At 59.8% G+C, this 23,802-nt stretch carries 24 protein-coding genes and 1 riboswitch; all 24 genes read right to left on the reverse strand.

Features of this window, described 5'->3' with window-relative positions; all coding sequences use genetic code 11:
* Positions 1 to 45 precede the first annotated feature (45 nt).
* The 24 genes from P8A24_RS04720 to P8A24_RS04835 all read right to left on the reverse strand — a co-directional run bounded on the left by P8A24_RS04720 (position 46) and on the right by P8A24_RS04835 (position 23,702).
* Entirely contained in the window at positions 46 to 1,005 is a 960-nt protein-coding gene (locus P8A24_RS04720; protein WP_278057452.1) for an ABC transporter substrate-binding protein, read from the reverse strand.
* The gene (locus tag P8A24_RS04725; RefSeq protein WP_278057453.1) at positions 1,002 to 1,754 is read right to left on the reverse strand and encodes an ABC transporter permease; all 753 of its coding nucleotides are present in this window, start codon (positions 1,752 to 1,754) and stop codon (positions 1,002 to 1,004) included. The genes P8A24_RS04720 and P8A24_RS04725 overlap by 4 nt, the downstream gene beginning before the upstream one ends.
* 56 nt (positions 1,755 to 1,810) lie before the next feature.
* Positions 1,811 to 1,932, reverse strand: a riboswitch (FMN riboswitch).
* Positions 1,933 to 2,016: 84 nt separating this feature from the next.
* Entirely contained in the window at positions 2,017 to 2,679 is a 663-nt protein-coding gene (gene rpe, locus P8A24_RS04730) for a ribulose-phosphate 3-epimerase (RefSeq protein WP_278057455.1), read from the reverse strand.
* Complete coding sequence (locus tag P8A24_RS04735; RefSeq protein ID WP_278057456.1) at positions 2,676 to 4,115, reverse strand: RsmB/NOP family class I SAM-dependent RNA methyltransferase; 1,440 nt, start codon at positions 4,113 to 4,115, stop codon at positions 2,676 to 2,678. Before P8A24_RS04735 ends, rpe begins: the two co-directional genes overlap by 4 nt.
* Complete coding sequence (gene fmt, locus P8A24_RS04740) at positions 4,108 to 5,031, reverse strand: methionyl-tRNA formyltransferase (protein ID WP_278057459.1); 924 nt, start codon at positions 5,029 to 5,031, stop codon at positions 4,108 to 4,110. Before fmt ends, P8A24_RS04735 begins: the two co-directional genes overlap by 8 nt.
* 83 nt (positions 5,032 to 5,114) lie before the next feature.
* Positions 5,115 to 7,187, reverse strand: coding sequence for a primosomal protein N' family DNA-binding protein (locus P8A24_RS04745; RefSeq protein ID WP_278057461.1), 2,073 nt, complete (start codon positions 7,185 to 7,187; stop codon positions 5,115 to 5,117).
* Between the two features lie 45 nt (positions 7,188 to 7,232).
* Positions 7,233 to 8,423, reverse strand: coding sequence for a methionine adenosyltransferase (metK, locus tag P8A24_RS04750; RefSeq protein ID WP_278057463.1), 1,191 nt, complete (start codon positions 8,421 to 8,423; stop codon positions 7,233 to 7,235).
* A gap of 40 nt (positions 8,424 to 8,463) precedes the next feature.
* Positions 8,464 to 9,678 (reverse strand): bifunctional phosphopantothenoylcysteine decarboxylase/phosphopantothenate--cysteine ligase CoaBC, encoded by a 1,215-nt coding sequence (gene coaBC, locus P8A24_RS04755; protein WP_341276044.1) that lies wholly within the window; start codon positions 9,676 to 9,678, stop codon positions 8,464 to 8,466.
* Positions 9,679 to 9,739: 61 nt separating this feature from the next.
* Complete coding sequence (rpoZ, locus tag P8A24_RS04760; protein WP_278057467.1) at positions 9,740 to 10,009, reverse strand: DNA-directed RNA polymerase subunit omega; 270 nt, start codon at positions 10,007 to 10,009, stop codon at positions 9,740 to 9,742.
* 30 nt (positions 10,010 to 10,039) lie between these two features.
* Complete coding sequence (gmk, locus tag P8A24_RS04765; protein WP_278060212.1) at positions 10,040 to 10,591, reverse strand: guanylate kinase; 552 nt, start codon at positions 10,589 to 10,591, stop codon at positions 10,040 to 10,042.
* 93 nt (positions 10,592 to 10,684) lie between these two features.
* Entirely contained in the window at positions 10,685 to 10,999 is a 315-nt protein-coding gene (gene mihF / locus P8A24_RS04770; RefSeq protein ID WP_442319915.1) for an integration host factor, actinobacterial type, read from the reverse strand.
* Between the two features lie 267 nt (positions 11,000 to 11,266).
* The gene (nusB, locus tag P8A24_RS04775; protein WP_278057469.1) at positions 11,267 to 11,743 is read right to left on the reverse strand and encodes a transcription antitermination factor NusB; all 477 of its coding nucleotides are present in this window, start codon (positions 11,741 to 11,743) and stop codon (positions 11,267 to 11,269) included.
* Entirely contained in the window at positions 11,743 to 12,300 is a 558-nt protein-coding gene (gene efp / locus P8A24_RS04780; protein ID WP_278057471.1) for an elongation factor P, read from the reverse strand. Before efp ends, nusB begins: the two co-directional genes overlap by 1 nt.
* Positions 12,301 to 12,393: 93 nt before the next feature.
* Complete coding sequence (locus tag P8A24_RS04785; protein WP_278057473.1) at positions 12,394 to 12,903, reverse strand: shikimate kinase; 510 nt, start codon at positions 12,901 to 12,903, stop codon at positions 12,394 to 12,396.
* Positions 12,900 to 14,465, reverse strand: a complete 1,566-nt coding sequence (gene aroB / locus P8A24_RS04790) for a 3-dehydroquinate synthase (protein WP_278057475.1) — start codon at positions 14,463 to 14,465, stop codon at positions 12,900 to 12,902. The genes P8A24_RS04785 and aroB overlap by 4 nt, the downstream gene beginning before the upstream one ends.
* Positions 14,465 to 15,667 carry a chorismate synthase gene (gene aroC / locus P8A24_RS04795; RefSeq protein WP_278057477.1) on the reverse strand — a complete coding sequence of 401 codons (1,203 nt, stop codon included), beginning with the start codon at positions 15,665 to 15,667 and terminating at the stop codon, positions 14,465 to 14,467. Before aroC ends, aroB begins: the two co-directional genes overlap by 1 nt.
* A gap of 12 nt (positions 15,668 to 15,679) precedes the next feature.
* On the reverse strand, positions 15,680 to 16,174 hold the full coding sequence (locus P8A24_RS04800; RefSeq protein WP_278057479.1) for an A24 family peptidase: 495 nt from the start codon (positions 16,172 to 16,174) through the stop codon (positions 15,680 to 15,682).
* 26 nt (positions 16,175 to 16,200) lie between these two features.
* Complete coding sequence (locus P8A24_RS04805) at positions 16,201 to 16,950, reverse strand: hypothetical protein (protein WP_278057481.1); 750 nt, start codon at positions 16,948 to 16,950, stop codon at positions 16,201 to 16,203.
* Positions 16,947 to 18,071, reverse strand: coding sequence for an endolytic transglycosylase MltG (mltG, locus tag P8A24_RS04810; protein ID WP_278057483.1), 1,125 nt, complete (start codon positions 18,069 to 18,071; stop codon positions 16,947 to 16,949). The genes P8A24_RS04805 and mltG overlap by 4 nt, the downstream gene beginning before the upstream one ends.
* Positions 18,064 to 18,564 (reverse strand): Holliday junction resolvase RuvX, encoded by a 501-nt coding sequence (gene ruvX / locus P8A24_RS04815; protein ID WP_278057485.1) that lies wholly within the window; start codon positions 18,562 to 18,564, stop codon positions 18,064 to 18,066. Before ruvX ends, mltG begins: the two co-directional genes overlap by 8 nt.
* Positions 18,527 to 21,190 (reverse strand): alanine--tRNA ligase, encoded by a 2,664-nt coding sequence (alaS, locus tag P8A24_RS04820; protein ID WP_278057487.1) that lies wholly within the window; start codon positions 21,188 to 21,190, stop codon positions 18,527 to 18,529. The genes ruvX and alaS overlap by 38 nt, the downstream gene beginning before the upstream one ends.
* 8 nt (positions 21,191 to 21,198) lie before the next feature.
* Positions 21,199 to 21,567 (reverse strand): DUF948 domain-containing protein, encoded by a 369-nt coding sequence (locus P8A24_RS04825; RefSeq protein ID WP_278057489.1) that lies wholly within the window; start codon positions 21,565 to 21,567, stop codon positions 21,199 to 21,201.
* Between the two features lie 65 nt (positions 21,568 to 21,632).
* Positions 21,633 to 22,256: a 30S ribosomal protein S4 gene (gene rpsD / locus P8A24_RS04830; protein ID WP_278057492.1), complete on the reverse strand. Its 624-nt coding sequence runs from the start codon at positions 22,254 to 22,256 to the stop codon at positions 21,633 to 21,635.
* Positions 22,257 to 22,367: 111 nt separating this feature from the next.
* The gene (locus tag P8A24_RS04835) at positions 22,368 to 23,702 is read right to left on the reverse strand and encodes a replication-associated recombination protein A (protein WP_278057494.1); all 1,335 of its coding nucleotides are present in this window, start codon (positions 23,700 to 23,702) and stop codon (positions 22,368 to 22,370) included.
* Between the last annotated feature and the right edge of the window lie 100 nt (positions 23,703 to 23,802).

Consider the following 23,802-nt stretch of genomic DNA (forward strand, 5'->3'; position numbering starts at 1 on the left):
AAGAGGATCTTGCCGGCTCGCTCCACTTTTCAACACATGTGAAGGCTATTTCACCTGTGCGAACGTAGCCTTCGCGTCAACTGGCTTCTTCAGCACGCCAGACTTTTCAAGGAACGCGACCATGTCAGACCACTTCTGGGGATCTTGAGAGCCAAACGCACCGCCGTTGTAGAACTTCATCGTTTCCGCAAGCACATTCTTCGCGTTCTCACGCTGGGCTGGATCGACCAACGCGGTCACATACTTCGCGGTAATATCCAATGTTTCCTCAGGGCTCTCCGCAGCGAACTCCGCCCCCTTCTCCAGCGCCGTCACCAGCGCCTTCTGGGTTTCAGCCGGAACCTTACCCGCAAGCGAGCCGAGCCCCACCGAGATCAGCGGAAGATCTCCGAGCGAAATGGTTCGAACTGGGAAGCCTGCGTGCTCCATCGACACCGCATCATTGTTGGCGTATCCAAGCACCGCATCAACCTTGCCCGAGGAAAGCGCGGCCGTCTGCGTGTAGCCAATGAATTCAGCCTTCGCATCAATCCCGCGGGCCTTCAGAGCAAGATACGCAAAATAGTTCTCGCCGTAATTACCCGGCATTCCGATCGTCTTCCCGTTCAGATCCTCGAGTCGGGTAATCGGCGAGTCCTTCCCCACGATCACCACAACCGGATACTTCTGGTACAACGTCGCAAAATTGACGACGTCGGTGCCGACGCTCCGAGCCACGAGCATTTCTGACGCGCCAGCAAACACCACATCTTCCTGACCAGCGGCCAGTGCACCGAACAGCGCTTCTTGCGCGCCGTGATGACGCAACGTCACGTCCACACCGGCGTCGGCAAAAAAGCCTTTCTCCTTCGCCACGTAGACGGGCGCGAACTGAACATCGGGGATATAGGTCAGCCCGAAAGTCACCTTGGCGTCCGACGTCGACGACGACGTCGGGGCAGGCGACGCGCAACCGGCGAGGACCGCCAGCGCAACAACAACCACGACAATGATCTTCTTCATCATTCTCCAAACAGCACGCGAGCAAGGTTCCGTTCCACACCGCGCACAACTAGATAGATCGCGATCGCAATGACCGCCAAAATAGTGATGAGAGCAAACATTCCAGGCACGTCACCGAGGTTCTGCGCCGACACAAGATTGATGCCCAGGCCAGTTCCTCCGCCGATCACCATCTCGCCGACGACGGCACCCGTCATCGACAAGGTGGAGCCCGTACGCACTCCAGCCAAAATCCCCGGTGACGCCAGCGGAAGCTGGATATGCCACCACAGTTTCAACGAGCCGGCACCATCGACGCGAGCCGCGCCCATGATCTCCGGATCCACACGCCGCGCGCCCACCGCCGTTGAGACAATAATCGGGAAAATCACCATGACAACCACGAGCGTCACGATGGACACCGTGCCATAGCCCACCCACGTCACGAGGATCGGCGCAACAGCAACCGCAGGAATTGCCTGGGATGCAGCAAGATACGGCTCGAAGATTTCAGAGACGATTTTCCAATTCGCGATCGCGAAACCGATCGGGATTCCCACGCCGGCCGCAATCAGCGAACCAAAAATGGCCTCGGACACCGTATGGAGGGACATGGGAAGATAAATGCCTGCCGCAAAACCGGCCACAAGGCGCCGCGCCACTTCGATCGGGTTCGGGAGCGCCCACGCCCCCACCATGCCCGTGAACGCAACGATCCACCAGACGAATAGTGAGCCCACACCAAAAGCGATTGGGGCTATCCAGCGGCGCATCGTATTCCTCCCGAGCATGCATACCCGGGGTGCGCGCCCGCAACGGATGAAACGGGCACATGCTCCTCCCATCCGGACTTTGACCGTCGGTCGAGGAATTTCACCTCGTCAACCCGCGGGTGCGGGCTCGCGGACTTTCACCGCCGGTTCAGACTTACACTGACCCCCGGAGCATTTGCTTCACCGCTAGTTATAGCACACGTCGAGACGTTCGCGTGCCAGTTTCGCCCACAGCGCTCCGACGGTGGGAGTGCAACGTGAATCAGTGGCGATGATCCTGTGCCAGAGAACGCAATGATTCGATCTCAGCAGCGGCATCCTCGGCACCGAAAACAGCCGAGCCTGCCACAAACGTATCGGCTCCAGCACTCGCTGCCCGCTCGATCGTCGAACGGGAGATTCCGCCGTCCACCTGAATCCACACGTCCAGCCCGCTCTTATTCACTGCCGCACGCGTGCGCTCGACCTTTGCCATCATCGACTCGATAAACTTCTGGCCGCCGAAACCCGGCTCAACCGTCATAATCAAGATCATGTCGAACTCGGCGAGAATATCGAGATACGGCTCAATCGCAGTAGCAGGCTTGAGACCGATTCCGGCTCGTGCGCCCATGGCACGCAGTTCACGCGCAAGACGCAACGGCGCTGCGGCAGCCTCCGCATGGAAGGTGACGGACTTCGCCCCCGCCTCAACGAACGCCGGCGCCCAGCGATCCGGATCCTCAATCATCAGATGCGCGTCAATCGGCAGATCCGTAGCACGCGCGATCGACTCCACCACCGGCATCCCGAGCGTGAGGTTCGGGACGAAGTGGTTATCCATCACGTCCACGTGTGCCCAATCCGCGTTCGAGATTTTTGCCAGTTCGCTACTCAGGTTCGCGAAATCCGAATTGAGGATCGATGGGCTAATCCGAATACTCATGCTTTCTCCTGTGACGGCTTGGTGATCATTGCAAAGAACATGGCATCGCTGTGGTGCAGGTCCGGCCATAGCTGAACCATCTTGTCGGTGGAATCGATAGCTACCTTTGCCTGCTGGGAGGCGAGCGGACCGGCGTCAATCAGCTGGGCATCAGTTCGCTCGAGGAACGCCTCCACTACAGCGCGCGTCTCCACCAAGTACGGCGAACACGTGGAGTAACACAACACACCACCCTCGCGAAGGGCTGCATAGCCCGAATCGAGTAGATCACCCTGGAGAACAGAAAGATCCAGCGCATCCCCCGCTTCCTTACGCCAGCGAGCCTCAGGACGACGACGGAGAGCTCCGATCCCCGTGCAAGGAGCATCGATGAGCACACGATCGTATGCGCCCGGCTCCTGAGAACCGATCTCAGCGCCGTCGCCTAGCCTCAGATCCACGATATTTTCAAATCTGCGCACCGAATCAGCGACAAGATCGAGGCGGTGCTCGTGCAACTCGTTCGCGTGGATGCGTGCCCCGCGCTTGGCCGCATACGAGGCGAGAGTTGCCGTCTTGCCTCCGGGGCCGGCACACATATCGAGCCACAACGAATCTCGTCCCTCGATCGGAGCGTTGGCAAGCGTGCGTGCGATGAGCTGGGAGCCCTCGTCCTGAACGCCGGCGAGGCCGTCTTTGATCGCGAAGACACGATGGGGCGCACCGGACGTCAGGAGAACAGCAGAATCGACCAGAACGCCGGGGGCAGATGTCATCGATCCACGTTCGATATCCGATTCAAGATCACCGAGTGAAATATCGCGGGCCACCAACGCCACATGGGCAGGCGTATTATCCGATTTCAGCACCGACAAGATGTCCTTGTGAGGGCGCCCCGACGCCATCAGTGCCTGCGATAGCGCGCGAATAATCCACGCGGGATGCGAAAACCAACGCGACAGGAACGCCACGGAGTTTGCCTTGCCACCGGCGTCGGCACGAATGACCTCCTGCCATTCCTTTAAACTCCGCTCAGAAACTCGATGTAAAACAGCGTTGACGAACTTCGAAGCGCCCGTTCCTACCTCGTTGCGCGCGAGAGTGACAGTCTCGTTCACTGCCGCATGCGGAGCCGTGCCAAATTCCAGGAGCTGGTGTGCTCCCATGCGGAGCAGGATACGCACCGGGAGATCTGTCTCCTCGATCCGACGCCCGCCCATACAGTGTTCGAGGATCGCATCCCACCGACCCTGCATGCGTAGCGTGCCGTACGCGAGGTTCGTGGCGTATGCCGAATCCCTCCGCCCGAAATGCCATGCGCGAAGCTGCTTGGGCAACACGATGTTCGCGTACGCGCCATCTGCCTCCACGGCCATCAACACGTTGAATACTGCCAAGCGTGCCTTGTCCGACGCTGACCTGCCCGGTACCCAGTTCGCGGGACGTTCCTTAGACATCTTTCACCTCGAATTGAGTACGTCCGCTGAGCCCGCGGAGCCAATCTGCTGCAGGCATGTGTTTCTTCCCTGCGGGAGCAACCTGCGTCAGCTCGACATCGGTGGTGCCCGTACCAGCGAGAGCCTTCTTACCGACGAGTGCGACTTCTCCTGGTGCGAGCGAGGTCGACTCGATCGCGAGAACGGGGCCCAACTTTACCCGGGTACCACCCACGGTTGCCCACGCCCCGGGCGCCGGCGTCGTGCCGAGGATCAGATTCACGACCTCTGTGGCCGGGCGAGCAAAGTTCACGTGCGCGTTCGCCGACGTCAGCTGAGGGGCATGGGTTACCTCCCCCTCCTGTGGGCTCGCGACGGCGGTGCCGGCAGCGAGTTCGTCGAGCGTGCGTGCAAGGTGTTCGGCACCCGAGACCGCGAGCATGTTCAGGGCCTCGCCTGCCGTCATTGACGGATCACGAGGGAAGGTTTCAATCGAGAACACGTCTCCCGTATCCAAGCCGGCCTCGATACGGAACGTTGCGGTGGCGATCTGCGGATCACCCGAAATGATCGAGTACTGAACCGGTGCAGCTCCGCGCCAGCGCGGAAGCGCCGAAAAGTGCAGATTGATCCAACCGTGAACGGGGACATCAAGCAACGCTTGAGGGATGATCAACCCGTAGGCGACGACGGCGACCGCCTCAGGTACGTAGGCAGCGATCTGCGCCTGAACCTGCGGATCTTTCAACGTCGACGGCGACAAAACTGGCACACCGAGTTCCTCGGCGACCACCTGAACGGGCGACGGGGTTAGCACACGCTTACGACCAACAGGCGCCGGGGCGCGGGTGAGCACAGCCACCACCTCGTGGCGCTCGGCCAGCAGACGCAGAGCAGGGACAGATGTTTCTGGAGTTCCAGCAAAAATGATTCGCACGGACCCCATTCTACTGCCACCTCCTGCCTTTTCTGACGTGCATACGACCGGTAACGGCGTGAGATCGCTCCCCCGCGATGCCATCACAGCATCGAATCGACCTTCACTCGAACACTTGGCGCACTGTGATCCGCGGCAACCTCGCGAAGAGCCGCCGCGATCAGTGCCGTACGTTGCACACGATCCGCCTCCTCAAACCGTAAAAACACCGTGAGATTGTTTCCCTTCGCCGGTTGCGGACCTAGAACGCTCATTCCCGGAATAACCCCGTGGGCGCCACCGGTGAGCACCGCCTCCAATGGCACCTCGCTCTCCATTGCTAATCCCGATGCAAGGGCACGGTTGCGCAGTGTGGCCAGGAAACGCCGCAGATCATCCCATTGCCCCGTCACTTCGCACCACACCGACAGTGGTGGCTGCCCCAACGACGCTCGTTCGCGCAGTTGCTCTGCCTGCCACTCATCCCACGGCGCATCCACAAGCTGAACGAGTTCGCGCGGCGCGTTGCCGACGATCAGGAGTTTACCACCGTCGCGACGGGTGCGAATGCGTGCCGCCGTATGAGCGAGCGAGCGAAGGAAGTACGTGTGGGCATCGAGATGTGCAGAATGCAGGAGGTAGCCGGAATCGATGATAACGCCAGCAGAATATCCGCCAACCAGGCTCGGCTCAGCGCCAGGCGTGGAGACGACGATGCGCGGTTTGGAATCGATCGGAGCCGGCGGCGCGCCCACGCGCGGAAAGTGGATGGGGACATCGCGGAAAGCGCGGCCGATCTCTTGTGCTGTGCGGTTCGAGCCAATCCTGACCGCTCTGAGCTTTGTAAACCCGCAATGCCGGCAGACGAACGGATCTGCAGGTTGACCGCACGTCGAGCATCGAGGTGGCGCATCAGGAGAATCGATCCCGAGCGTGCCACCGCATTCCGTACACTGAGCAATATTTCGACACCTCGCACACGCGACCACCGGGATATATCCGGCGCGGGGAACAACCACCAGGACGGGCCCACTCTCAAGGCCTTCACGGACAACCGCGAAAAGTGATGAGGGCATGCGCGACCATGGCGCAGATTCGAAGGCGAAATCCGCGGCGTTGAGAATGTGCGGAGCGCTTGAGTGGTTCCACACTCGGGGAACAATTTGATCCACATTGCGTGTTGCTGCTAACGGAAGCGACGGAGCGTAGCTCAGCGCAATAAAAGCGCAGCCTTCGAGCTCACTGCGCGTGCTGAGAATTTCGCGGACGTGGACATACGGGCTACGAGGCTCGCGCATCGCGCTATGGTGCTCGTCCACCATGACCACGCATCCCAGGTTCTCGACCGGTGCCCACGCAGCGTTTCGCGTACCGACGACGATGCGCGCATGGCCGAACCTCACTGCGAGGAACTGTTGATAACGTGCCGCGTGGTCCGATTGCGCCACCATGGTGGCAACAGGCTCTCCAAGATCGCTCAGTTGCTGCGCGAGAGCATGGGCAGTTGCGGGAGTCGGAACGACGACGAGGGCGCTCTTCCCTACTGCCAGGCTCGCCTCGATCACTGGGCTGATGAGCCCGATGAGCCGGTGGCCCGGTGCTATCCGTACGGACGCAATGTACCGCCCGCCTTCCGCAAGATGAGAGAACAGTGCTTCACCGCCTGCGTATTCACCCCAGATGCCCATCTGCGCCTTTTGCGTACGCAACGGGAAACGTGGAGCGAGGGATTCGTCGAATTCCTTCTCGGTTCGGGCATGGCGTTGCGGAATCGCGAGCCTGAGACAATCGGAAACAGGTGCCGCCTGGCGTGCCGCAATCTGTTCACACAGCCGAAGGACTTCGGGGCTGAGCACAGGAACATCCGAGTACACCCGCGAGATGGGGCGTAACGCGCCGGCCACAGTGGTGACGGAATCACGAGCAACAATGAACGCATCAACTTTCCGTTGCCCCACCGGGACCACGACGCGTGCACCGACGCGAACCGAATTGAACTTCTTCGGAATCTCGTAATCGAAAATGCGATCCATGTGAGGCTGGGGCATATCCAACCGCACATGAGCAACCGGAGATTCGACCTCACCCGTGAGGGTACGATGCACAGGCTCAAGAGCAAGAAGCTGCTCTTGAGCCTGTGCATCACCTAACGTGAAGAGATCGTCCATACCGTTCATGCCAAAATTGTGGCACACGGGTATGACAATTTTTCGCGATCACTTTTACAACGCGGCAAGAAGATCCTTGACTCGATCCGTACGCTCCCAGGTGAACTCGGCGTCGTCACGGCCAAAGTGCCCATATGCGGCCGTCTCCTTGTAGATCGGGCGCAAGAGATCCAGATCACGGATAATCGCTGCCGGGCGTAGATCGAATACCTTATTCACGGCAGCAGCAATGCGTGCCGGATCGGCCTTCTCCGTGCCAAAGGTTTCCACGCGAACCGACACCGGGTGCGCGCGGCCAATCGCATACGCCACCTGCACTTCGCAACGGTCAGCCAGCTCGGCAGCAACCACATTCTTTGCCACCCAACGAGCTGCGTAAGCAGCAGAGCGATCCACCTTCGACGGATCCTTCCCCGAAAAAGCGCCGCCGCCGTGGCGAGCCATCCCGCCATACGTATCAACGATAATCTTGCGCCCGGTCAGCCCGGCGTCGCCCATCGGGCCACCCACAACGAAACGGCCAGAGGGGTTGACGAGAAGCGTGAAATCGTCGTCGGCAAAATCGGGAGCATACTTGGCAAGCACCGGAAGCACAACATGCTCGCGAATCGCGTTCGACAGCCACTCCTGGCTCACATCCGGATCGTGCTGGGTGGAGATAACAACAGTCTCCAACGAAACGGGACGGCCGTCGTCGTAGTTTACCGTGACCTGGGTCTTGCCATCGGGGCGAAGGCCCGGGACAACGCCGTCACGGCGCACCTTCGTGAGCCGTTCGGCAAGACGATGCGCCAGGAAAATCGGCATCGGCATAAGTTGCGTTGTCTCGTTCGAGGCGTAGCCGAACATCAGGCCCTGATCACCGGCACCCTGACGGTCCAGAGGATCCACCTCACCTCCCGAGCGCGCCTCGAGCGAATCGTGAACACCGCCGGCGATGTCTGGCGACTGAGCGTCGATTGAGACAGATACGCCGCACGAGTTGCCATCAAAACCGACAGCCGACGAGGTGTAGCCAATCTCGGTGACGACGTCGCGAACAATCTGCGGGATCTCGACGTATGCCTCTGTGGTGATCTCGCCGGCCACGTGTACCTGGCCGGTCGTCACGAGGGTCTCAACTGCCACGTGAGCCCTCGGATCTTCAGCCAGAATGGCATCCAGGATCGCGTCCGAGATTCGATCGCTGACCTTGTCGGGATGTCCTTCCGTCACCGACTCCGACGTGAAAGGCTGCAGTGCCATATTCTTTCCTCGTTTCCGTTAAAAATTCGCCGCAACAAGCCTACCGCGCCCCGCGCAGCTTCTCCACGATCGCATCCGCAATTGCGGCAGTTACCTCAGATTTTGCGCCCTGGGCGCGAGCAATTTCGTTGCCGATAGAATCAACGATCGTCACCAACGTCTCGACCTCGCCAAACCCTGTATCTCTGCCGACTTCGTTGATGACTAGCAAATCGGCGCCCTTGCGCTGAGCCTTCGCGATTCCGTACTCGAGTGCAGTATGCTCACCATCGCCAGTTTCTGCGGCAAAACCGACCACGACTTGACCACTGCGCCGACGATGGTGTGCCAAATCTGCAAGGATATCTGGGTTTTCTTCGAGTTCGAGTGAGAGCGCCCCTGACCGCTTGATCTTGGTCTCAGACGCCGCGACCCGATAGTCCGAAACTGCTGCCGCCATGACGACGACGTCGGCCTGCGCGGCTAGGTTCTCCATCGCAGCTGCCAGCTCCCGGGCCGTTTCAACGCTGATGATCGTTGCGCCAGGAAGCTCATCGGCGGCACCCGCAACGTTCGCGGCAACGAAGGTCACAGCCGCGCCGCGCGACATCGCGGCTTTCGCGAGCTCAAGCCCCATCCGTCCAGACGAGCGGTTACCGATAAACCGCACCGGATCGATGGGCTCGCGTGTTCCCCCAGCGGAAATCGCCACGCGCATTCCGGCAAGCTCCGACGACGTGGCCCCACTAAAACCTCGAGAAACGAGGTTCTCGATCGCGAGGAGAGCGATCGCTTCTGGCTCCATCATTCTGCCTGCGCCAGAATCCTTGCCCGTGAGCCTGCCAGAAACAGGGCCAGCAAAAATGACGCCACGCGAGCGTAACGTCTCGATATTCGCCACCGTGGCAGGATGCTCCCACATTTGCGTATGCATGGCTGGAGCGACAATCAGCGGGCACGTGGCAACAAGTGCAGAAGCGGTGAGCATATTATCGGCAATGCCAGCAGCAAGCTTCGCAATCGTATTGGCCGTGGCAGGCGCAACGATGAAAAGATCTGCACCAGCTCCCGTACGCACGTGCGCCACCTCATCGGCGGCTTCGGGAACGTGAACATGCGCCGGGTGGCCCGACAGTGCCTCCCACGTGGTCGCACCGACCATCTCCAGCGACGCCGGAGTGGGAACCACGCGCACGTCGGCGCCCCATTCCTTCAGCCGGCGAAGCAGAATTGCCGCCTTGTATGCGGCAATTCCGCCACTGACACCAAGTAGCACTCGAGGTCGAAAAACGCCTCCCAGTTGGGAGGCATTTTTGTTCACATTCGCCATAGCGGAATTACTTGCCGTCCGACGACATGTTGAGCTTATCTTCCACGATCTCCTCAAGAGCGAGTGAGAGCGGCTTATCCTCAGGGACCGATGGAACCAGCGGGCCGACGACGGTGATGTTGCCATCGCCGGACTTGAGCTCCTGGCGGTACTCGTTGATCTGGCGTGCGCGAGCTGCACCATACACGGCGAGCGTGTACTTGGAATCCACGCGCTCGAGCAGATCGTCAATAGCCGGCTTCGTAATGCCCTCAGGGTTTGGGGTCGTTCCGTACATCGTGCCTCCTTCAGTCAGCGAAACTTAAGTCTACTCGTCTACGCCAAGAATTTGCAGTAGCTCATCGGTGGCCTGAGCCACTGTATCGTTCACAACGATGTAATCGAACTCAGACTCCGCAGCGAGCTCGACCTTGGCTGTTTCGAGACGACGTTGCTGATCCTCCTGGGTTTCCGTTCCACGGGCGCGGAGCCGGTACTGCAGATCTTCGAACGACGGCGGTGCGAGGAAAATCTGAATCGCCTCGGGCATCGATTCGCGAACCTGACGCGCGCCAGCGAGATCGAGTTCCAAAATGACCGTTTTTCCTGCCGCGAGAGCATCTTCAACAGGTTTGCGCGGAGTGCCATACCTGTGCATGCGATGAACGACAGCCCATTCGAGCATCGAACCAGATTCGACCATCTCATCGAACTGTTCATCACTGACGAAGTAGTAATCGACACCGTCGCTCTCCCCTGGACGTGCCGGTCGGGTAGTTGCAGAAATCGAATACCACAGCTGGGGAGCACGCGCGAGGAGTTCCTTGAGCACAGTCCCTTTACCCACAGCAGTGGGCCCAGAAATCACAAATGCTTGCATACGATCAATAGTGCCACGTTCATCGCTCACACCAAGAAAAATACGCGGTGGCGGTGAGAGACTTCACCGCCACCGCGTATTTCACGAGACTGATCAGCCAAACAGTTCGACCAATGCTTTCGCTTGATGCGGCCCAAGGCCGCCCACTCGACGTGAGGGAGCGATGTTGACAGATTCCATGATCGCTTGCGCCTTTGCATCGCCGATTCCCGGCAGCGACATCAGCAAAACAGACACTTTCAGTTTGCCTGCGATAACGTCCGTCTTTGCAGACTCGAGCACTGTGGACACCTTCACTTCACCAGCCTTCAGCTTTCGCTTGAGCTCTGCACGTTGAGCGCGGACCGCCGCCGCCTTTTCCAACGCTGCCTTGCGCTGTTCAGGGGTGAGTACGGGAAGAGCCATCATAGCCTCCTGGAAACAAATAGACGCGAAGTTGTTTGTTACATATCTTATGGAGATTAAGGGCGTCATGTGGCTGTTCAGCTTGGGTAAATGTGCCCACTGTGAATTGCAGGAACGTTTGCGCAGGTCAGCGCGACGAGCCATGAAACAACTTTCACGATTTTGCATTCCTCAGGCTGTTGCAGCGTCCACATTTTGAGACAGTCCAAAAAGGCTGGGTGGTCGCAAAAGCAACCACCCAGCCTGCAAACTCACAAAATGAGCGAGGTTTTAGTTCTCCTCAGATTCGCGTCCAGAGTTTTCTAGCTCCCAGATCTCTGCGACGCGGTTGAGAATACCCATCGTAAATGAGACCGACTTTTCGGTTGAGAACTCGCGAGCAAGTGACGCAACTTCGTTGATCACTACTGGTCGATCAACATCGAGGTTCATTAGTTCCGTTGCGCCCAATCGCAACAGGTTGCGATCCACAATGGCCATACGATCTAAAGCCCACGAACCCGACGCCGCCTCAATCATTGAATCGACGTTCTCAGCGTTGTCAAGGTAGGCCTTCACAATCTGAACGCCATACTCGCCAATCGGAACCTGATGAGTCGATTCGACCTTGCGCGACTCCAACAGATCGAGCGCCTCACCGGCTCTCATCTGCTTGAAATCGATCTCGAACAGCACATCGAGTGCGCGCTGACGCTGCGCGGACCGTCCCTTACGCCGCCCGTCGCGGCGAGACTTCGGCTCCGACATCAGGCGCGCGTCAGGTACTCGCCAGTGCGGGTATCGACCTTGATCTTGTCGCCTTCGTTGATGAAGAGCGGCACCTGGACCTCGTAGCCGGTCTCAACAGTAGCCGGCTTCGTGCCCGCGTTCGAACGATCACCCTGCAGACCCGGCTCGGTAAACGTCACTTCGAGAACAACCGACGCCGGAAGCTCGATGAACAGCACGGTTCCTTCGTTAGTTGCCACGACGGCGTTCTGGTTCTCCAGAAGGAAATTCTTGTTGTCGCCAATGACCTCAGCCGAGATCGGGAGCTGCTCGTAGGTATCGAGATCCATGAACACGAAATCCGTGCCGTCATTGTAGAGATACTGCATGTCGCGGCGATCGACCGTAGCGGTCTCAACCTTCACGCCCGCATTAAAGGTACGATCCACATTCTTGCCCGAGAGAACGTTCTTCAGCTTGGTGCGCACGAACGCCGGCCCCTTACCCGGCTTGACATGCTGGAACTCAACAACCTGCCACAGCTGGTTGTCGATCTTCAGCACCATGCCATTCTTCAACTCGTTTGTTGTTGCCACGTGAACCTTCTTCCTGGGAACCAAAAGTATTGCCCGATAATCATACCGCACGCGCCCAAACTCTCTCAGAAACAGCGCGAAGTATGAGCGATCTTACGCCAATAAGGCCGCGACCTGATCAGCCGTCATCTCAGACGTATCCACGGTTTCAGACGCCACCGATTCAAACACGGCCCGCTTCGCATCCATCAGCTCACGGAAATGACGACGTGGCATGACAATCGCACCCGAATGTTGCCCAAGCATCCCGTTACGTCGAACTAGGGACGAAAGATCCGCAGTCAACCACACGACTCGCGCTCCGGCGTCGCCGTATGTACGCAACGCGCGCACGGCCTCGCTCCCCTCCCACAGCGCTTCACTTGACACCGCGATTGCGAACTTCCCTTCAGGGCTCGCGTCATCAAGCAACTCGACAAGCACCTGTTCAGAAAGCTTCCGGCGACGCTCCGGCTCGACGAGGACATAGAGATCTTTGCCTGTAACTGAGGCGCGTTCGGCGACGATCTGATCAGTATCCGCCGCCACGTAGCCCCGCGCCTGGAGCTCGCGGGCAACGCAGGTCTTGCCCGAACCCGGGACTCCAATGAGGACGACAGTCATTTCACTCCAATCGCACCGAACGCCCGATCCAGGTGGTCCGGCGCCGTCAAAATCTCTGGCACACCGACGTCGCGAAGCACAACGAAACGGAGCACGCCATCGCGAACCTTTTTGTCCGAACGCATGAACTGCATCAATTCTTCGCGCTCGAAGCCGGGCGCGTCAATCGCAAGCCCGACAGCCGAAAACGCCTCACGATGAAGTTCAACCAGCTCACGGTGTGCAATCGAATTGCGAGCGGCCAGCTCGGCAGCGAATACGCACCCCACAGCCACTGCTTCTCCGTGTGGCATCGTGAACCCGCTTGCCGCCTCAAGAGCATGCGCGAGGGTGTGTCCGTAATTGAGGATTTCGCGTTGGCCCGACTCGCGCAGATCTGACGAGACGACACGAGCCTTCAACGCAATCGACGCTGCCGCTACCTGGGCGAGAGCCGATGAGGTAGGGTCGAGGATCCGTTCGCGCTGGGCAAGCACTGTCTCAACGATTCCCGACCCTCCGATCAGCCCGCACTTAACCACTTCTCCCATCCCCTCACGAAGAGTACGCAGCGGCAAGGTTGTGAGGACATCAAGATCGGCGAAAACTCCTGCGGGCGAGTGGAAGGCCCCCGCAAGGTTCTTTCCCGCCGTGGTATTGATACCGGTTTTGCCTCCGACCGCGGCGTCCACCATGCCGAGGAGGGTGGTTGGAACCGCAACCCACGCAACTCCCCGGAGCCATGTGGCGGCAGCGAAGCCAGCGACGTCGGTGGTGGCGCCACCCCCAACCGCAACGACGACGCCGTCGCGCCCGATCTCCATTTGCGCAAGTTTTTCCCACAGAGACTCGATGACAGCCGCTGACTTTGCGTCCTCCGAACGCGGCACCGTGACGACTTCGGCACGAGTCCCCAAGTTGCGGATCGATCCCGCAAGCTGCGTGGCAAGACCGACAACGTCGGGCGAGGCGACAACCAGCGCGGCGGAGTAGCTCCCCGCAAGACGCGAGGCGAGCGGAGCTACGGCGCGACCTACAATGACGTCATAAGGGCGCTCGGCTCTCACAGGGATGGTCACGGGCGGGTTCAGCAGGGCTGCCACGACGACGTCGGTGGTCTGGTCTCGTGAAAAAGCTGACGAATCGACAACGACGTCGGCGACATCAAAATACAGCGCCGCACGCTCGTCGCGCAGCCGCGCAATCTTCGCACCGACGTCATCTATCAACAAAGGACGAACACCGCGCCCGTGCGTCACGCGCGCCTCAAGAACATCATTCGACGCATCCACCAACACAACAGGGATGTCGCCAAGTAAACCTCGGGTAACGGCGTCGAGAATCGCTCCACCACCAAGGGAAAGGATGCCATCGAACTCGCTGATGGCTCGCCGAACCACCTCGGATTCAACTGCGCGAAAATGTGCCTCTCCGAGCTCGAATAGCTCCGCGATTTTACGCCCGGTCGAACGTTCAATGAGAGAATCCGTATCTTCAAATCCGACACCCAGGCGGTTGGCAACGCGTCGGCCAATTGCGCTTTTGCCGCTACCCGGCATACCGATGAATACTGCGCGAACCATCAGCGGCGAACCTCCGGAATCGAGCGAAGAAAACCGTGAAGATTCCGGCGCACTTCCTCGAGCGAATCACCACCACACTTATCGAGCAACGCATCAGCCAAAACAAGGGCGAGCATCGCTTCCGCAATCACCGCCGCAGGCACAACTGCGCAGGTATCGGAACGCTGATGGTTCGCGATCGCCGGACCACCGGTGTCGGTATCGATCGTCTCGAGCGCTCGCGGGACCGTCGAAATCGGCTTGAGCGCGACGCGAACCGTGATCGCCTCCCCGTTTGAGATGCCTCCTTCAATCCCGCCAGCGCGGTTAGTACGCCGGCGGACAGTACCCTCACGATAGATGTCGTCGTGCGCCTGGGATCCGCGCCGCGCCGCGGATGCGAAGCCGTCCCCGATCTCGACGCCTTTCGCCGACTGGATCGACATCATCGCACTAGCTATCCGGGCGTCGAGACGTTCGCGATCCACCGCGTACGTGCCCAGCCCCTGTGGGACATTCCACGCCGTCACCTCGACCACTCCCCCGACGGTATCGCCTGCGAGTTTCGCCGCATCAATTTCCTCCACAAAACGCGCTGCCGCTTCCAAGTTCAACTGGCGCACCGAAGATTCATTCAATTCAGCCGCCTCCTGCGCCGATGCCGGGGCGACATCGGCGCGATAGGCGCCAATCTGCACCACTTGCGACACGATCTGGATCCCAGCTGCCTGCTCGAGTAGCGCGCGCGCGATCTCGCCCAGTGCCACACGCGCAGCGGTTTCACGCGCGGATGCACGCTCAAGCACGTTGCGCACCGAATCGAAGCCATACTTGTTCATGCCCACGAGATCCGCGTGGCCAGGGCGGGGCTTTGTCAGACGCTTGTTTCGCGCAAGTTCGCGCTGATCTCCGCGACCATCACTGCGCATCAGTTCAGCTTGAGAAACCGGAAGCGGCGACATCACCGCATTCCATTTCGGCCATTCAGAGTTTGCGATCGTGAGCGCGATAGGCGAACCGAGTGTGCGGCCGTGGCGAACTCCCGAAAGCACTTCGAGAACATCCGCTTCAAATCGCTGGCGTGAACCGCGTCCATACCCTGCGCGTCTGCGCGCAAGAGCCGCCTCGATGTGTTCGATCTGGATCTCGACGCCCGCTGGGACGCCTTCGATGAGCGCGACGAGCGCCTTGCCGTGAGATTCTCCCGCAGTTGACCAATGCATGCGTCCATTATCTCACGCGAACAGATCAGTGCACGCGCAGCCTGCCACGAGCGCTGGGCCAAACGGGAGGGTGTCGGTGAATCGCACTCCAGACGTGATGGCTTTGACAGCGAGCGCCACCACTTGGACAAACAAGGCAATGCAGATCGTCCACCACACCCGTTCCGGGGCAACACTTCCCTGCCACACCGCGAGAGCAGCGAGTAGGCGTGCATCCCCCATCCCGATGAGCCGGCCACCGCTCAGAAAGGACGTCACACCGACACCCGCGGCGAGACCGATGCCCCAAGCGAGCCCCGACAGGGGAAACGGATTCACTGTTGCGCTTATCAGCGCAATAATGATTGCCGCGTTCGACCACGCCACACGCAGTGTACTCGTGAGAAAATCATGGCGAGCATTCGCAACAACAGCAATATAAAACGGCGTAGCAAAGAGCAGGCGCGGCATCGGTACACCAAGTGTGGCAAGCGCCGCGAGAAGCAAACCAGTGAGAAGAAAAGACATACTCCCACGGTAGCCGGAATCCTCAATTACACCGCGAAGTTTTCCACAGCCTGCTCAATCACCCGGAGATCGGGGTTGACCCCAGTGAGAACACGCTGTGCATCCTCGATCTGGCGGGCAAGAACACTGTGGTACGCGACCTGCGCTGGCGCGTAGGGTGCGACAGCCACGATAGCGACGCCGGCGTCGCGCAACTCATCGTCCAGCACGTGTGGCACCTCTCCGCACACGAGTACAGAGTCGAACTCGCGAAGATGCCCACTCAGTTGTTCCACCCGGAAGGACTGAACGTTCACCCCCAGGCGATGTGCCGCCGAAATCGCAGAGCCAGGGCCAACAACATTCGACGGCGCAAGGGAAATTGACCGCGCCTTAAGCTGCACTGCGGCCGCCAGGGCGCTCGCTGCCCGCTCGCGCCCGCCGAGGATGAGCGTGGAACCGAGCGGTACTCCAACCGCCTGTGTGGCACGCACAATGCCCGACGTCAGCGTGTTGAATCCGATCAGCATGCGGCTGGAGCCAGTCGGTTGAACCGCGACGACGGCGCGAACAGCAGTTTCCTTGGCGAGGCCATCGTCGAGATCGGTGACCCCGGCAACGCCAACCGAAAGATCCGGGTGTAGCTCCAGCCCGACGACGTCGGGAGCTAGCTCGGTAAGCAGTGAAGGAAGCTCGCTCGCACTGGCCTCAATCCCGTACGCGTCTGCTCCGGCTGCCCGATGCGCCGCGACAACAACGTCGCGCCACGGCGCGGGGCCAACAACCGCGATCGTCACTTCTTATCCTGCGGATGCGCCTCGACCCACTTGCGGAACTCGGCAACGTTTGCGTTGTGGTCATCGAGGTTATCGGAGAACTTGGTCTCGCCGGTCTCCAGGTTCACCGTCACAAAGAACAACCAGTTACCTGCGGGAGGCTTCAACGAATCGCGAATCACGTCCTTTGAAGGATTGGAAATCGGCGCAGGCGGCAACCCCTTGTGAATGTACGTGTTGTACGGGTTGTCGTTTTTGAGATCATCCGCGGTTGGAACGCCGCCGGACTTCCCGACGCCGTACAAAACGGTCGAATCCATCTGCAACAGACCGTGCGAGACCGACTTATCATCCAGACGGTTCAAGATCACTCGTGCCACCTGACCGCGATACTTTTCGAAGCTCACCTCGCGCTCAACAATGGAGGCAATAATCAGCTGACGTTGCCATTGATCCTGCGCAATTCCGAGCTCCTGAAGCTCACCGACACGTTTCGCGATCATCTTCTTCAACGCATCTGTCGCTGACGTACCCGGATCGAAATTGTAGGTAGCAGGAGCGAGCCAGCCTTCAACATTCCCCTTCGCCACTTCGGGCAGTCCGATCGCAGCGGAATCCTTTGATGCCGCAACGATCTTCTCCAGCGGGATGTCCATTACCTTCGACATGCGATCGAAGACCTGCTTGGCGGTGAATCCCTCGACGACCGTCACGCCCGAGTTCGCTTTCGCAGCCGGATCGAGAAGGCGTGCAACCGCGCTGGCACCCGACATCTTCTTTCGCATCACGTACGATCCCGGCTGAATTTGGGACGCGCGTGGAGAATCGCGGAATGCGGTGACGAAAGCGCCACTCGAAGCTACGACCCCGTTGTCCACAAGAATCTGAGCCATCGCCACACCCGAGGCACCCTCCGGAATCGTCACAACGACCTCGCCACTGCCCTCACCCTGGTAATCGGTGGCGCTGGTGGCAAAGAGGGAGTTCTTCACCCACGGAACCACCGCAAACCCAACACCGGTCACAAGCATGACGGTCAAAAACAGAGCAATCGCAGTCTTGATCTTGCGACGGCGGGTACGCTCCCGACGCTGAGCTCGGTGGCTCTCGGAAGCGCTCTGCTCACCGAAGAATTCAGACATGGGGTGTCCTTTCAATCAGTTCACCAGGTTCGCGCCCTGTGTTCTTTTCAAACTGTAACGCTGACTCAAGAATAACGACCGCGGCCGCCTGGTCAACAACCGCACGATGGGAAATCTCCGCACGACCAGCTTCGTGAAGCTGGCGATGCGCGGTCACCGTGCTCATCCGTTCATCAAACATGCGGATCGGCACGTCAACCCGCTTGGCCAGACGCCTCGCCCACCGCCGGCACTCTTTGGCAGATTTGCCTTCCGATCCGTCCATATTGAGTGGGAGTCCGACAATCACCTCGATCGCGGAAAATTCGCGCACCCACTGTGCCACTTGACCAAGGTCGTTTTTTCCTCGAGCCAAGGTCGCAATTGGGGTTGCGAGGATCCCGGCCGAGTCGCACTTAGCAACACCAACGCGTGCCATGCCGACGTCGACCGAGATCCTCACACCCACACGAAACTCAGGCAAGAGCGCCCCGAATCGCTTCGAGCGCAGCATCGATCTTCGCGACGTCGGTGCCGCCACCCTGCGCAAGATCCGGCTTTCCGCCGCCGCCACCGCCGAGAGTCTTCGCAGCGAGCGAGACGAGGGCGCCTGCCTTGACGCCTTCCTTCTGCGCGGCCTCGTTCACCGCGACAACGACCGACGGGCGGCCGTTTGCGACGCCGATGAGGGCAACGACGCCGGCGCCGGAGCCAAAGCGGTTTCGCAGATCGGTTGCTGCGCTGCGCACTTCGTCTGCCGATGCGACTTCACCGATGTTTGCGATTACTGCATCGACACCGCCAACGCGAGCACGTGAAGCAAAGAGCGAATCGAAGGACGAGGCAAGCTTCTCATAGCGCAACGCCGCGATCTGCTTCTCAGCTTCCTTCAGGCGAGTCAAGAGCGAACCGATCTGCTCCGGAAGCTCCTCCGGACGCACCTTTGTCAGCGACGCGAGATGAGAGACCATCGCGCGCTCCTTGGCACCTTGCGCGTACGCGCCCGGGCCCACAAGAGCCTCGATGCGGCGCACTCCCGAGCCGATCGACGACTCGCCGAGCACCGAGACAAGGCCGATATTGCCCGTCTCAGGAACGTGGGTACCGGCGCACAACTCGCGCGACCAGTCGCCACCAATAGAGACGACGCGCACGCGCTTACCGTACTTTTCGCCAAAGAGTGCCATCGCGCCAAGCTTCTTTGCCTCGTCAAGATCCATGATCTCGTCGTTCACAGCGAGGTTCTCCTGAAGGCGCTGGTTCGTGCGCTCCTCGATCTCGTGCATCGTGGATGCAGGAACCTGCTCCCCGTGACGGAAATCGAAACGCAGGCGCGAGGGTGAATTCTCTGAACCTGCCTGGGTGGCCTGATCCCCCAGATACTCGTGGAGCACCTTGTGCACCATGTGGGTGGCAGTATGCGCGCGAGCAATCTCCTTGCGGCGCTGAACGTCGATCTGGGAAAAGACTGAATCGTCAAGAGCGATCGAGCCTTCTGTCAGTGTGCCACGGTGAACGAACAGGCCCTTGACCGGCATTTGAACATCGTCGACTTCGAACATGCCACCGCCTGCGACCGAAATGGTGCCGTGATCAGCGAGCTGGCCGCCCTGCTCAGCCCAGAACGGTGTCTGGTCCAGAACAATATCGACTTCTGCCGGAGCCTCAACTGCCGGAACCGGCTGACCGTCTTTCAAGATTGCCACAACCTTGCCGTCCGCCGAGTAATCCGTGTAGCCAAGGAAGTGGGTGTTTCCGCCTTCCTTCGCTTGGATCTCGTGGTAGACGGTGGCATCAACGTGGCCGGTCTTCTTTGCGCGAGCATCCGCGCGCGCACGATCCTTCTGTTCCTGCATCAGCGAGCGGAACTCGCCTTCATCGACCTTCACACCCTTTTCAGCCGCCATCTCGAGAGTGAGATCGATCGGGAAGCCGTATGTATCGTGGAGGGTGAAGGCATCCGAGCCGGACAGTACAGTGCCTGCCTTCGCAGCCTTTGCCACGGCCGCATCGAAAATCTGTGTGCCTTGGTTGAGGGTGCGGCGGAATGCCTCTTCCTCACCGTATGCAACCTTCGAGATGCGATCGAACTCGGTTTCAAGCTCCGGGTACGACTCTTTCATTGCGTCCTTCGACGCCGTGAGAAGAACCGGGAGCGCGACGTCGTCGTAACCGAGCAGGCGCACGGAACGAACCGAACGGCGGATCAGGCGGCGAAGCACGTAGCCTCGGCCATCGTTGCCGGGCAGGACGCCGTCGGCGATCAGCATCAGAGACGAACGCACATGATCGGCGATGACGCGCATCTGGACGTCGTCTTCTTCGTTATCACCGTACTTCTTGCCCGTGAGCTTCTCGGTTGCCTCAATCACCGGGTAGACCTGATCGGTCTCGTACATGTTCGGCTTGTCCTGGAGGATGAACGCCAAGCGCTCGAGGCCAGCGCCGGTATCGATCGCAGTCTGATCGAGATCGCCCAGGAGCGGGAAGTTCTTCCCCTCGCCCTCACCGCGGAGGAACTGATCGAAGACCAGGTTCCAGATCTCGAGGTAACGATCGCCACCCGGATCCACTGTGCCACCAACAGCTTCGGGGCCATACTCCGGACCGCGATCGTAGTGAATCTCCGCACACGGACCCGCCGGGCCGGGCTGGCCCGTGGACCAGAAGATCTCCTCGCGCTTGAGCTTGACGATGTGCTTCGGATCCACACCCACCTTGACAAGCTCGTTGTATGCGACGTCGTCTTCTTCCCATATCGTCACCCAGAGGCGATCGATCTCCAGCCCGTAACCGCCGTCCTCAAGCGAGGAAGTCAGCAGGCCGAACGCAAGATCGATTGCGCCTTCTTTGAAGTAATCACCAAACGAGAAATTGCCACACATCTGGAAGAACGTGCCATGACGAGTGGTGTGGCCAACGTTTTCGATATCGTTCGTACGAATACACTTCTGCACAGAAGCAACACGCGGATACGGGGCCTTTTCGGTGCCGATGATATAGGGAATAAACGGCACCATGCCAGCGATCGTGAATAGGATCGACGGATCTGGCGAGACAAGCGAGATCGAATCCTCGATCTTGTGATTGTGCTTGTCGAAGTACTCAAGCCAACGACGGCGGATTTCTGCTGTACGCATTCTCTTCCTTAGTTTTCCTTGTCCTCGCTGCGCGAGAAGGTGGTCTTGACTTTCGCTGCCCCCTTGCGAAGCGCAACAAACGGCGCACCGACTGTAGAGGTGACGAGGGTAGTCATGGCGGAAATATCTTCTGTAGTCCGAGCAGCGGCTGCCGTGATCTGATCAAGACGCTGCACCTGATCGTTTGCACCGGCGACAGTCTTCGCCGCCTCGTCGATCGCGGGGAGCGTATGTTCGGTCAGTTCCTTCAACGATTCAGCGAGACGATCGAGCGCCCCCGACAGCTTATTGAGCGGGCGAATCGAGAAATACACAAGCGCGAGAAAACCAAGCGCTGCGATGAGCGCGGCAATCTGCCCGAGAGACACAGGTTCCATGGTTAGTAGTTTACCTGAATACAGCAACGCGCCGCGGTGAGCCGCGGCGCGTTGCGAGCTTAAGATCAGCGCGAGTAGTGCTCGACGACCATCTGGATCTCGCAGGTCACCGGGATTTCCGGACGCAGCGGGAGACGGACGTACTCAAAGCGCAGCTTCTCGAGATCAACCTTGATGTACTCCGGGGCAGCCGGGAGCACGTCTGCGTGCTGGCCCTGCGCGGCGGCGAGGAACATCGGCGAGGTCTGAGACTTCGGCTTGACCTGGACAACCTGGCCCGGCTTCACGCGGAACGACGGACGATCAACGTGCTTGCCATCAACGAGGATGTGGCCGTGAACCACGATCTGGCGAGCCTGCGCAATGGTACGAGCGAAGCCGGCGCGCAGAACGAGCGCGTCGAGGCGCGACTCGAGGAGGGCCATGAGGTTCTCACCCGACATGCCTTCCATCTTGCGAGCTTCGTTCCAGATCTTACGCAGCTGTGCCTCGCGGATGCCGTACTGGGCGCGCAGACGCTGCTTCTCCTTCAGACGAATCGAGTAATCGGAATCCTTGACGCGGCCGCGGCCGTGCTCACCCGGACGGTACGGGCGGCGCTGCATGTAGCGCTCAGCCTTCGGGGTGAGGGCGATGCCAAGGGCACGGGACATACGCACGGACTTGCGTGCGCGGTTCTTCGAAGACATGTTTCTCCTGTCGACTATTGGCACGTTCCGCCGGATTTCGGCGAAAACGCGGGGCCAACCAGGTTCGGCTAAGACCCCAGGTGTTGCATGCGCAACTTGATAACTATAGCACTACTTGCCCTGCAATTGGCGAATCTTGGCCATTCTCGCCGTGATCTGCGCCTCGAAACCGCGCTCAAGAGGCTCGTAGTACACCGTGTCCTTCAACTCATCCGGAAGGTATTGCTGCTTCGCGACGCCGGTGGGCAGGTCATGCGGATAGATATACGGCACGTTTTTCCCGGTTTGCTCCGCGGCGATCTTCGAGGCCTTCACACTTTGGTCGCGCAGGTGAACGGGCACCGCACCGATTTTACCCGCCCGCACATCCGCGATTGCTTTGTTAATCGCTAGGTAGGCTCGGTTCGACTTGGGCGCGGTCGCAAGGTGTACCACAGCCTCAGCCAAAATAATACGAGCTTCCGGCATACCCACAAGCGCCACGGACTGGGCTGCCGCCGTCGCGGTTTGCAATGCCGAAGGATCGGCCATACCAATATCCTCTGCGGCAGAAATCATCAGACGTCGAGCAACAAAGCGCGGATCCTCCCCCGCCTCCAACATGCGCGCCAGGTAATGCATGGCCGCGTCCACATCGGAGCCGCGAATCGACTTGATGAACGCCGAGATGACGTCGTAGTGCTGATCGCCGTCGCGATCGTAACGCACCGCGTAGACGTCGACCGCCGCTTCGACGTCGGCGAGCGTGACTCGTTTTCCCCCACCGCTCGCTGCCGCTTCGAGGATCGTCAGTGATCGGCGCCCGTCGTGCCCAGCAAGGCGGATGATCGCCTCGCGAGCGTCGTCGTCGAGAGAAACTCGCCCGCCGAACCCGCGCTCGTCGGCCAGAGCTCGGTCAATCAAGGCTCCGACATCGGCTGACTCGAGCGGGTGGAGCGTGAGCAGAAGCGAACGCGACAGCAACGGAGAAATCACCGAAAACGACGGGTTTTCCGTTGTTGCAGCGATAAGGACTACCCACCGGTTCTCGACCGCGGGGAGCAACGCGTCCTGCTGTGTCTTCGAAAAACGGTGAACCTCGTCAACGAACAGCACTGTTTCTTGCCCGTCGGAAACGAGCCGGTGCTTGGCCTCGTCGATCACAGCGCGTACTTCTTTCACCCCTGCGGAAACAGCAGAAATCTCCACGAAACGCCGGTTCCCGGCGCGCGCAACCAGGTACGCGAGGGTGGTCTTGCCGATCCCGGGCGGCCCCCACAAGAACACCGACGACGCAGCCGAAGAATCCCCCTCAATCATGCGCGTCAACGGTTGGCCCGGACCAAGCAGGTGCCCCTGCCCTACGACCTCGTCGATCGATCGCGGGCGCATGCGTACGGCCAGCGGAGCATGTGCATCCACTGGAGTACCAACATCGTTTACTGAAGCGCTGTCAAAAAGATCCACGCCCCCATCGTAGGCGTTCACGCGCGATTTTCGTGGGGTCGCGAGAGAGCTCACGCCCGAGCGTTCGCCGTGGAGAAAACTCCCCAAAAGACGATCGATT

This window comes from Arcanobacterium wilhelmae, from assembly GCF_029632765.1.
Taxonomy (GTDB): Bacteria; Actinomycetota; Actinomycetes; order Actinomycetales; family Actinomycetaceae; genus Arcanobacterium; species Arcanobacterium wilhelmae.

Excerpts from the sequence above, each read along its gene's own strand:
- nusB (WP_278057469.1), bottom strand. The coding sequence starts at position 11,743 with ATGTCGGAGCCGAAGTCTCGCCGCGACGGGCGGCGTAAGGGACGGTCC.
- gmk (WP_278060212.1), bottom strand. The coding sequence starts at position 10,591 with ATGCAAGCATTTGTGATTTCTGGGCCCACTGCTGTGGGTAAAGGGACT.
- P8A24_RS04745 (WP_278057461.1), bottom strand. The coding sequence starts at position 7,187 with ATGAACGGTATGGACGATCTCTTCACGTTAGGTGATGCACAGGCTCAA.
- P8A24_RS04800 (WP_278057479.1), bottom strand. The coding sequence starts at position 16,174 with ATGTCTTTTCTTCTCACTGGTTTGCTTCTCGCGGCGCTTGCCACACTT.
- mltG (WP_278057483.1), bottom strand. The coding sequence starts at position 18,071 with ATGTCTGAATTCTTCGGTGAGCAGAGCGCTTCCGAGAGCCACCGAGCT.
- ruvX (WP_278057485.1), bottom strand. The coding sequence starts at position 18,564 with ATGCTGCGCTCGAAGCGATTCGGGGCGCTCTTGCCTGAGTTTCGTGTG.
- P8A24_RS04720 (WP_278057452.1), bottom strand. The coding sequence starts at position 1,005 with ATGATGAAGAAGATCATTGTCGTGGTTGTTGTTGCGCTGGCGGTCCTC.
- aroB (WP_278057475.1), bottom strand. The coding sequence starts at position 14,465 with ATGGTTCGCGCAGTATTCATCGGTATGCCGGGTAGCGGCAAAAGCGCA.
- alaS (WP_278057487.1), bottom strand. The coding sequence starts at position 21,190 with ATGCGTACAGCAGAAATCCGCCGTCGTTGGCTTGAGTACTTCGACAAG.
- P8A24_RS04825 (WP_278057489.1), bottom strand. The coding sequence starts at position 21,567 with ATGGAACCTGTGTCTCTCGGGCAGATTGCCGCGCTCATCGCAGCGCTT.
- metK (WP_278057463.1), bottom strand. The coding sequence starts at position 8,423 with ATGGCACTGCAGCCTTTCACGTCGGAGTCGGTGACGGAAGGACATCCC.
- P8A24_RS04735 (WP_278057456.1), bottom strand. The coding sequence starts at position 4,115 with ATGTCTAAGGAACGTCCCGCGAACTGGGTACCGGGCAGGTCAGCGTCG.
- rpsD (WP_278057492.1), bottom strand. The coding sequence starts at position 22,256 with ATGTCTTCGAAGAACCGCGCACGCAAGTCCGTGCGTATGTCCCGTGCC.
- P8A24_RS04725 (WP_278057453.1), bottom strand. The coding sequence starts at position 1,754 with ATGCGCCGCTGGATAGCCCCAATCGCTTTTGGTGTGGGCTCACTATTC.
- P8A24_RS04785 (WP_278057473.1), bottom strand. The coding sequence starts at position 12,903 with ATGACTGTCGTCCTCATTGGAGTCCCGGGTTCGGGCAAGACCTGCGTT.
- rpe (WP_278057455.1), bottom strand. The coding sequence starts at position 2,679 with ATGAGTATTCGGATTAGCCCATCGATCCTCAATTCGGATTTCGCGAAC.
- mihF (WP_442319915.1), bottom strand. The coding sequence starts at position 10,999 with ATGATGGCTCTTCCCGTACTCACCCCTGAACAGCGCAAGGCAGCGTTG.
- rpoZ (WP_278057467.1), bottom strand. The coding sequence starts at position 10,009 with ATGTACGGAACGACCCCAAACCCTGAGGGCATTACGAAGCCGGCTATT.
- aroC (WP_278057477.1), bottom strand. The coding sequence starts at position 15,667 with ATGCATTGGTCAACTGCGGGAGAATCTCACGGCAAGGCGCTCGTCGCG.